Source organism: Pedomonas sp. V897, assembly GCF_051304405.1.
Classification (GTDB): domain Bacteria; phylum Pseudomonadota; class Alphaproteobacteria; order Sphingomonadales; family Sphingomonadaceae; genus Pedomonas.
In genome coordinates this window covers 95133-102500 of record NZ_JBPPGG010000006.1, presented here as the reverse complement: position 1 = coordinate 102500, position 7368 = coordinate 95133, and the positions used below count along the sequence as shown (strand labels likewise).

The window sequence follows — 7368 nt, the reverse complement described above, 5'->3', positions numbered from 1 at the left end:
AGGCCTGGTTCGAGGCCTATGGCCGCCTGCCCTATCCCGAGCAGAAGGCCCATGTGGCCCGGCAGATCTGTACCGCGCTCAAGGCGCACGCCAGCGCGGAGGAGATCATCCTCTACCCGTTTGCCCGCAGCGCCACGGGGGATGATGCGCTCATCGACCGGTCCTTTGACGACCACGGCCGCATCAAGGATCTGGTGGCCGCCATCGAACTGGCCGAGCCTGGCGGCCCGGAAATGGACGACCTCATCCAGCGGCTGGCGACCGAGCTGCGCCTGCACGTGGTCGAGGAGGAAGGGAAGCTGCTTCCTCCGCTGCGCACGGGGAACATTGATCTCTACGCCCTTGGCGGCGCGGTGGCGGCACGGCGCGCCGAACTGATGGCCGCGGACATGGGCAAGAGCACGCCCCGCACCCATGGGCCCCTCAAGCCGATTTACTGGAGACCCGACATGCACCAGTCCTCCGCCGAGGTTGCAAAATCGCTTTTCATCACCGGGCTGAAGGACGCTCACGCCATGGAGCGCCAGTCCCTGCAAATGCTCGAGCTGGCGCACTCCCGGATCGAGCACTATCCGCAGGTGCGGGAGCGGATCGCGCAGCATATCGACGAGACCCGGTTGCAGATCGAGCGGCTCGAGCAGATTCTCGAGACGACCGGCTCGGATCGCTCCCTGTTCAAGGACATGGCCATGGCCGCCACCGGCACCATGGGCGCGATGGCCAATGCCATGGCGGAGGACGAGATCCTGAAGAACGCGCTGGCCAGCTACGCGCAGGAGAGTTTCGAGATTGCCTCCTATGAGGCGCTCATCGTTCTGGCCCAGGAGGCGGGCTACCTCACCGTCCTGCCGTTGCTCGGCAAGTCCCTCACCGAGGAGCGGGCGATGGCCATGTGGCTGGCCGAGCACCTGCGCGAGGTGACGCTGATCTTCCTTCAGCTGCGCAGCCAGGGCGTGAAGGCAGGGCGGTAGACCCCGCCCGCCGTTCCGGCTTCCCGCCCGCGCCTCAAAGAGCCGGCTCGAACGCCGCCCGCCAGCTCTTGCTCAGGCGCATGGCGGCGATGATGAGGCCGACCAGCGAATAGGTCTGCGGATAATTGCCCCACAGCTCCCCCGTGCGCGGGTCGATGTCCTCCGACAGCAGCCCGACATGATTGCGGCAGGCCAGCAGCTTCTCGAACAGGTCGCGCGCTTCGTCCCGCCGCCCGATGGCGGCAAGGGCGTCGATGTACCAGAAGGTGCAGATGGTAAACGCCGTCTCGGGTGTGCCGAAATCATCGGCCGCGGCATAGCGGAACATGTGGTCGCCCCGGCGCAGCTGCTTCTCGATGGCCTCCACCGTGCCGATGAAGCGCGGGTCCGATGCGGAGACAAACCCCACCTCGTGCAGATGCAGCAGGCTGGCGTCCACCTCGTTGCCGCCGAAGGTGCCGACAAAGCTGTTCATGGCCGGGTTCCAGGCCCGCTCCAGAATGGCGGCGCGGATGCGGTGGGCCTCCGCGCGCCAGTGCGCCTCCCGCTCCGGCAGACCGAGAATGTTGGCGATGGCCGCCAGCCGGTCACACGCGGCCCAGCACATGACGCTGGAATAGGTGTGGACGCTCGCCCGCCCCCGGTATTCCCACAGGCTGGCGTCCGGCTCCAGCGCCACCTGCGCCGCCCGGGCGCCCAGCATTTCGAGGCGCTGGAACAGGGCGACGTCCCCCATGCGGGGCAGCCGCTTGTCGAAGAACATCTGGGCGGCCGCCAGAACCACGCTGCCGTAAACGTCGTTCTGCACCTGCTCGGCAGCCTGGTTGCCGATCCGCACCGGCCCCATGCCGCGATAGCCCTGAAGCGCCGGGGCGATACGCTCGGTCAGCGGCCGGCCCGGCAGGACGGGATAGACCGGCTTGAGATCGCCGCCCCCTTCCTCCATCGCCGCCACATTGATGATATAGCGGATGAACTCCTCCATCGTCTTGGTGACGCCCAGCCGGTTGAGGGCATGCACGACGAAATAGGCGTCCCGCAGCCAGCAGTAGCGGTAATCCCAGTTCCGGCCTGAATGGGGCGCCTCGGGAATGGAGGTGGTGAGCGCCGCCACCACCGCCCCGGTTTCCTCGAACGCGCAGAGCTTGAGGGTGATGGCCGCCCGGATGACCGCCTCCTGCCACTCGAAGGGCACGGAGAGATAGCGCGCCCACTCGTACCAGTAGGTCTCGGTGCGCGTGTAATACTCCCGCACCAGGTCGGTGATGTCCGCCTCCAGTACTTCGTCCGGCCCGAGGATGAGGTTGACCGGACGATCCAGCACGAACGGCGCTTCCGCCGACAGGTAGGAAATGGGCATGTCGCTCGTCACCCGGAACGGCGACTCTCCCCCGTCGCGGAAGCTGATGTGATTGCTGCCGAGGGTGCGCGCCATGGCATGGGCGCCGTAGTTCGTCAGCGGCCGGATGCGTATGCTGATCCGGGGACTGCCGCTGACCGGCTCGATCCGGCGGATCAGATAGGGCGGATGCAGCGCCCGCCCGTAGGTCTTGTAGCGGGGCGCGAAGTCGATCACCCGCAGGCAGCCGCCGTGGGTATCATAGAGCGTGGTGACGGCGATCGCCGTGTTGCGGACGTAGGTCTGGCTGGACCCCGACAGGTTGTGCAGTTCGATGGCAAAATAGCCCGCATTGCTGTTCCTGCCCTTGGGCTGAAGCAGGCTGCAAAAGATCGGGTCCGAATCCAGATGGGGAAAGCAGGCCCAGACGATCCTTGCCTGAGGATCGATCAGGGCATTGAGCATGCAGTTGCCAACCACGGCCAGATTCAGGCTTGGCTCGCCAGCGGATACGCCATGGCCGGGTGCCGGATGATCCATACCGTCGCCTCCTCCACACCGCCACGATGTCACAGGTATGATATCAGGTGGGACGACAAGCCGGGCTGTCCACCCGGGGGACCTGCGGTTTATCGCGCCACAGTCATGGTTGGGCTTGCAGTCCCGGATGGTAAGGCCGATGAAGGCGGAATTGCAGAATGTGCAGTCACAAGGCCTGGTCTGTCATGAGTCCGTCTTCTTCGCCCAGCGCGCCCGCTCTCCGTTCCGCCAGCCTGACGGAGCTGGACCGGCTCGCCCTGGCCTTTGCCGAACTGGCCAGCGAGGCCGGGCGCGCCATCATGGACATCTACTGCCGGGATTTCGAGGTCCGCGCCAAGGCGGACGCCTCGCCGGTCAGCGAGGCGGACGAGGCGGCCGAGCCCATTCTGATCTCCGGCGTCGAACGGTTGCTGCCGGGCGTGCCGATCGTGGCCGAGGAAGCGGTCACCCGCGATGGGCCGCCCGTGGTGGGCGAGACCTATGTGCTCATCGATCCGCTGGACGGTACGCGGGAATTCATCAACCGCAACGGCGAGTTCACCGTGAACGTGGCGCTGGTCCGCAAGGGACGGCCCATTGCAGGCTGCGTCTACGCCCCGGCGGCCGCGCGCATGTACATGGCGGGCAAGACGGCGCGTCTCGCCATGGTGACCGCCGGCGGGCGCGTGGCGGATGAAGAGTCCTGCGCCATCAGCACCCGGCCCTACCCCGGCGCGGGCCTGACGGCCGTCACCAGCCGCTCCCATGCGGACGGGGAGACCGAGGCGTTTCTCGGCCGCCTGCCGCTCGCCGGGAAGCGCGATGCGGGCTCGTCCCTCAAGTTCTGTCTGGTGGCGGAAGGGCAGGCCGATGTGTACCCCCGGTTCGGCCCGACCATGGAATGGGACACGGCCGCCGGCCATGCGGTCTTGCTGGCGGCGGGCGGTCAGGTCCTGACCCCGGGCGGGGAGGAATTCCTGTACGGCAAGATGGCGAACGGCTTCCGCAACGGCGCCTTCATCGCCTGGGGCGGCGCGCCTTATACCGGCTGAGCCTGCCGGCTGACGGGCTCAGCCAAGCCGGGCCTTCAACCGCCCGCCAAGGACAGCCACCCGATCCATCGTCTTGCGCTCCAGCCCGTCCGGCCGGCCGGCCAGGTTCCACAGCGCCAGCGCAAGCGCGGGATAGACCACCACCCCCAGCACGATCTTGGCCGGGAGCATCAGGTAATCCGGCGCCGTCCAGAGCAGAGGCAGCGCCAGCACGGCCGCCGCCATCACGAAACCGGCCATGAACGGCCCGGCGATGCTGGCGAACTGGGCAAGCATGGAGAGGCCGCAAGCCCGGCTCATCATGGCCGTGACATAAACCAGCGTCAGGCCGGCCATGATGACGGACACCCACGCGACGCCCTCCAGCCCGAAGCGCAGGTAAACCGGAATGGCCGAGGACAGGAGGACGATGGCCTGCACCCAGCTGATGACCGCGTTCTTGCGCAGCTGACCCAGCACCACCAGCTGGTCGGTGACGATCAGGCTGGCGATCCGCAACACGCCGGTGAAGGCCATGATCTTCATGATGTCGGCGGCCGCCGTCCAGTCCTTGCCCAGCGCGATCATCACCAGCTCGTCGCTGACGGCGCCAAGGCCGAAGCAGATCGGCGCGGTGATCAGCGTGACGCCGTGCAGGGCCTGGAGGAAGGCGCGGCGGTAGCGCTCCATATCCTCCCGCAGCTTCACCATGCCGGTATAGAGCACCCGGCTGATCGGCATGGCGATCTCGAATGCCGCCGTGCCCGCCAGTTCCGCCGCCATGGAGTAGATGCCCAGCACGCCCGGACCCGCCACGCGCCCCAGCGTCAGCGTAATGCCGCGCATGAGCAGGCTCTTGCCCAGGTTGTTGACCAGATACCATTGGGAGAAGGACCAGATGTGCTTCCAGCCCCGGAACTCCAGCCGGGGCCGGTAGGGGAACAGCAGGAAACTGAGGATGACGGTCATGGCCGTGCGCGCCATGGAGCCGATCACGAGCGCCCAGTAGCTGCGGTAGAGAACGGCGATGGACAGGGTGACGACAATTGCAACCGCCTGGGAGAGCACCTGCTGCCAGAAGGTGCTGGAGAAGCGCAGCTCCTGCTGGATGGCGGTGACGCCAATGTTCTCGAAGGCGCGGATGACGATGGTGATGGCGACCACCTGAATGACCGCCTCCACCCTCGGGTCGCCATAGTAGGCTGGCGCGAAGATGGCGAGCACGCAGATAACCGCCGCCAGAGCGAGGTTCTGGACGATCCGCAGTGTCCAGGCAGCGTTGTAGTATGCCCGCCCCTTCTCCCCCATCTGGATGACGGCGCTCTCCGCGCCCATGTTCATGATGGAGTCCGCCAGGACCACGAAGGCCATGGCCATGGCCACGATGCCGAAATCCTCCGGCGAGAGCAGGCGGGCCAGAATGACCACATTGACCAGCCCGAGGATGCGCAGCATCCACCGGGTGGCAACCATCCACGCGCCCCCCACCATGATGCGGGACGCGAGCGGCGCCGCCTTGGGCTGTTGTTTCAGTGCGTTATCCTCACCCATGTGCGCCCTGCTTAGCCAACCCGGGAGGCGCTGCCTAGAGCCAAGTCCGGCACTCGGTCAATGGGTGCGCCGAGCCGAACGGCTGCCGCGCCGGGCAACAGAGCGGATCTGCCGCCTGCCGGTTGGCAAACGGGGGGCTCAGCGGTGATCCCGGCTCGCCTTGTTCTTCGGACGCGGCGGGCGGCCCTGCCCTTCAAACCCGCGCGGCTTGCCCCGGGGCCGGTCGTCGTGCGGACGGGGCCCGCGCGGCTCGAACCCTTGCGGACGGGGGCCGCGTGGCTTGCCGCCATCCTCGAATCGCCGGGGCGGCGGGCGCAACCGGGCCCTCGGCGCGGCGTTGACGGGCTCCGCGGGCTCGATGACCACATCCGGGTCCTCGGCCGCGGCCTTGCGGACCGCCGCCAGAAAACGGTCGGCCGCCGCACCCGCCACCTCGAACCGGGTTTCCCGGTCGAAGACGCGGATCGCGCCGATGTCGCGGCGGGTGACATGGCCGTGACGGCACAGGAACGGCAGCAGCCAGCGCGGGTCCGCATTGCCGTTGCGCCCCACGTTGATGCGGAACCAGGCCGATTCGTCGAACCCGTGGCGCGGGCCGCGCTCGCGCTCCTCCGGCTCGGGCGCGCTGTCGGCGAACAGCTCTTCGGGCTCGGGCAGACGCTCGCGATGCAGGCGCACGTAGGCACCGGCGATCTGCTCGGCGCTGTACTTCTCCAGCAGCGCCGCAACCGCCGCCCGCTCCTCCTCGCCGGGGCCTTCGGCCAGCGTCGGCTCGGCGAGCATGCGCTCCAGATCCCGGGCGCGGATTTCCTCGGCCGTCGGCGGATTCATCCATTGCGGCTTGAGCCGGGCATCGTACAGCAGCCGCTCGGCGCGGCGGCGGCGGGAGTGCGGCACCAGCACGGCGCAGATGCCCTTCTTGCCCGCCCGGCCGGTTCGGCCCGAGCGATGCAGCAGGGTCGCCGCATCCGTCGGCAGTTCGGCGTGGATGACGAGGCCCAGGTCCGGCAGGTCGATGCCGCGCGCCGCCACGTCGGTTGCGATGCACACCCGCGCCCGCCCGTCACGCAGGGCCTGGAGGGCGTGGTTGCGCTCGGACTGGCTGAGCTCGCCCGAGAGGGCGACCGCCGCAAACCCCTTCTCCACCAGGTTGCCGTGGAGGCGGCGCACCGCCTCGCGGGTGGCGCAGAACACCATGGCCCCGCGCGCATCCACATAGCGCAGCAGGTTGACGATGGCGTGCTCCAGATCGTTGGGCGCCACGCGAATGGCGCGGTATTCGATGTCCGCGTGCTGCTCGCCGGTGGAAACGGTCGAGATCCGCACCGCGTCCTTCTGGTAGCGCTTGGCCAGCTGCACAATTCCCTTCGGCAGCGTCGCCGAGAACAGGAGGGTGCGACGCTCCTCCGGCATGGCGTCGAGGATCACCTCGAGGTCCTCGCGGAAGCCGAGGTCGAGCATCTCGTCCGCCTCGTCCAGCACCACGACGCGCAGTTGCGAAGCGTCCAGGCTGCCCCGGTTCAGGTGGTCAACCAGACGGCCCGGCGTGCCGACGACAATGTGCGCGCCCTGATAGAGGGCCCGCTGCTCGCGGCGGATGTCCATGCCGCCGACGCAGGACGCCAGCCGCGCCCCCGCCGGCTCATAGAGCCACTGGAATTCGCGGTGCACCTGAAGCGCCAGCTCGCGGGTCGGGGCGATCACCAGGGCCAGCGGCGCGCGGCTGGGCGGCAGGGTCTCGTTTTCGCCGAGCAGGGTCGGCGCCATGGCGAGGCCATAGGCCACCGTCTTGCCCGAGCCGGTCTGGGCGGAGACCAGCAGATCCTGCGCCTCTGCCCCGGCGGTGACCACGGCCTCCTGCACGGGGGTGGGCTCGGCATAGCCCTTTTTCTCAAGGGCCGCCTGCATGGCAGGATGAACGGAAGGAAACGGCATGGTCTGTACACTCAGGCTTGGC

At 68.1% G+C, this 7368-nt stretch carries 5 protein-coding genes (1 of these 5 cut by a window edge); 2 read left to right on the top strand and 3 right to left on the bottom strand.

Going from position 1 to position 7368, the window contains the following annotated elements; genetic code table 11:
* Positions 1 to 971: the 3' portion of a DUF892 family protein gene (locus ACSJJU_RS13650; RefSeq protein WP_435916151.1), read on the top strand. It extends 136 nt beyond the left edge of the window; the window shows 971 of its 1107 coding nt (coding positions 137-1107); its start codon lies off the left edge, out of view; its stop codon occupies positions 969 to 971.
* Positions 972 to 1005: 34 nt separating this feature from the next.
* Here ACSJJU_RS13650 and ACSJJU_RS13645 read toward each other — a convergent pair whose 3' ends face one another.
* Complete coding sequence (locus ACSJJU_RS13645; protein WP_435916150.1) at positions 1006 to 2850, bottom strand: glycoside hydrolase family 15 protein; 1845 nt, start codon at positions 2848 to 2850, stop codon at positions 1006 to 1008.
* Positions 2851 to 3035: 185 nt separating this feature from the next.
* Here ACSJJU_RS13645 and cysQ point away from each other — a divergent pair, with 185 nt between their 5' ends.
* Complete coding sequence (gene cysQ / locus ACSJJU_RS13640) at positions 3036 to 3881, top strand: 3'(2'),5'-bisphosphate nucleotidase CysQ (protein WP_435916149.1); 846 nt, start codon at positions 3036 to 3038, stop codon at positions 3879 to 3881.
* 18 nt (positions 3882 to 3899) lie between these two features.
* On the opposite strand, the gene ACSJJU_RS13635 is transcribed toward cysQ, so the two are convergent.
* Positions 3900 to 5411 (bottom strand): lipopolysaccharide biosynthesis protein, encoded by a 1512-nt coding sequence (locus tag ACSJJU_RS13635; protein ID WP_435916148.1) that lies wholly within the window; start codon positions 5409 to 5411, stop codon positions 3900 to 3902.
* Positions 5412 to 5549: 138 nt separating this feature from the next.
* Positions 5550 to 7346 (bottom strand): DEAD/DEAH box helicase, encoded by a 1797-nt coding sequence (locus tag ACSJJU_RS13630; protein WP_435916147.1) that lies wholly within the window; start codon positions 7344 to 7346, stop codon positions 5550 to 5552.
* Between the last annotated feature and the right edge of the window lie 22 nt (positions 7347 to 7368).